At 57.2% G+C, this 1440-nt stretch carries 2 protein-coding genes and 1 pseudogene; all 3 read right to left on the bottom strand.

Going from position 1 to position 1440, the window contains the following annotated elements; all coding sequences use genetic code 11:
• Nucleotides 1-282: pseudogene (locus tag BP737_RS13550) on the bottom strand (hypothetical protein); the annotation flags it as partial.
• Nucleotides 283-497: 215 nt separating this feature from the next.
• Entirely contained in the window at nt 498-965 is a 468-nt protein-coding gene (locus BP737_RS13545; protein ID WP_342686268.1) for a hypothetical protein, read from the bottom strand.
• A 15-nt stretch (nt 966-980) separates the two neighbouring features.
• Nucleotides 981-1286: a hypothetical protein gene (locus tag BP737_RS13540; RefSeq protein ID WP_292410321.1), complete on the bottom strand. Its 306-nt coding sequence runs from the start codon at nt 1284-1286 to the stop codon at nt 981-983.
• Nucleotides 1287-1440 lie beyond the last annotated feature (154 nt).

Here is a 1440-nt window from a genome sequence, read left to right as displayed (position 1 = left end):
TTCGATCCCCGTCATCGGGGCTACACCGGATACCTGCACGTCGGGGTTCCTGTTGGCGTCCCGAATCGCGGAGTCGAGCACCGGGTGCTGCTTGAGATCCTGATCGGTCAGGTGGATGACGGATGCATTCTCCGGGGGAGCATCCGGAACCTTCTGGACGACAAGCGCCTGAGGGGGACCGTCGATCCCCGTGATCAGGGCAACAAGGGCGGTATACGCAACTACAACCGTCGCGACGAGGAGAACGACGCCGATGAACGCCAGAACCCCGATAACGAGCAAACGTCTGTTGACTTTCGATTTCAGGATCTCCTCTATGCTTTTACCTTGGATGTAACAGCACTCCCCAAAGGATGGATTTCCCCGCTCTGCATAACTCACTCATGATTGTTCTCCTCGATTTCTTCCCGGAGGCCGGAGAAGCACACATGTTACGTACACGGAATGCGTACATCTCATCAGCAGCCTCCGGGCTTGTGGAGTTCTTCATCCGGGCGTCAAGCAGGGAGGGCATCCGTACACTCGGCCACCGCATAGTTGCTCGTCATCATGAGAGCCTGAATGTCGCCCTCCGCCAGGACGGAGATTGCAAGAGAATGGCAACGTGAGATAGAAAACGCAAATACTTCCGGATCTTTACCGTCGATCGATATTTCAAATTGATACTCCCCCCCGTCATTCTTGATGGACGTCCCGTCGTTCTTGATGAACGATGTTACATCCTCGTCCGCCTCAAGCCGATATACCTCCGTACAGACAGGAACACGAATGCGAGTGGCGTTGGCGTCAAACACCGTTACGTTAACCTCGTGCGGCACGTCATAGGCGTTAAAGACGTGAAAAAGGTGTGAACTGCAGGGCGGAGTTGCCTGCGACTCCTGTTCTGTTCCGCAGAAAATAACCGTACCGGCCACAACCATAATACCGACCACAGCAAGAACCGTCACCAACGCTGCTGCCCGCATCTCCGCCTCACCTCATCACTGGTATCCGGCGACGACCCCTTTCGTCTCACTGATCCTCCGGGCATTGTCGTGCGATGCGTCGCCATGTCGGGTGTCGCAAGAGTACTCAAGGCACATGTCGTTCCCCATGAAACACCAGAAGAGGAACAGGAGCGGCAGGCAGAAGACGACCACGACGAGCCAGGCATACTCCCGCACCGGGACGCTCCCCCCGGTGAAGAACGGCCGAAAGAACCAGACGAAGAGAGCGGCGGTGATGAGGGCCGCAAGGATAGAGATCTCCCATACGATGAAACTGAGCCAGCGGAACGGGACCGGCATGGAGAGGAGGACGATGACGAAGGCAATCAGGGCATACTCCTTTGTCGTGATCCGGCCCCGGTCCCGGCCGGTGAGGCGGGGCCAGGCGTGCCAGAGAAGGAGAACGACGGCGGATGTGCCGAGGAGATAGAGAGGTCATCCCAATACTCTCGCG

The organism is Methanoculleus sp. UBA291 (genome assembly GCF_002499755.1).
Taxonomy (GTDB): domain Archaea; phylum Halobacteriota; class Methanomicrobia; order Methanomicrobiales; family Methanoculleaceae; genus Methanoculleus; species Methanoculleus palmolei.
This window is presented reverse-complemented; position numbering and strand designations above follow the sequence as displayed.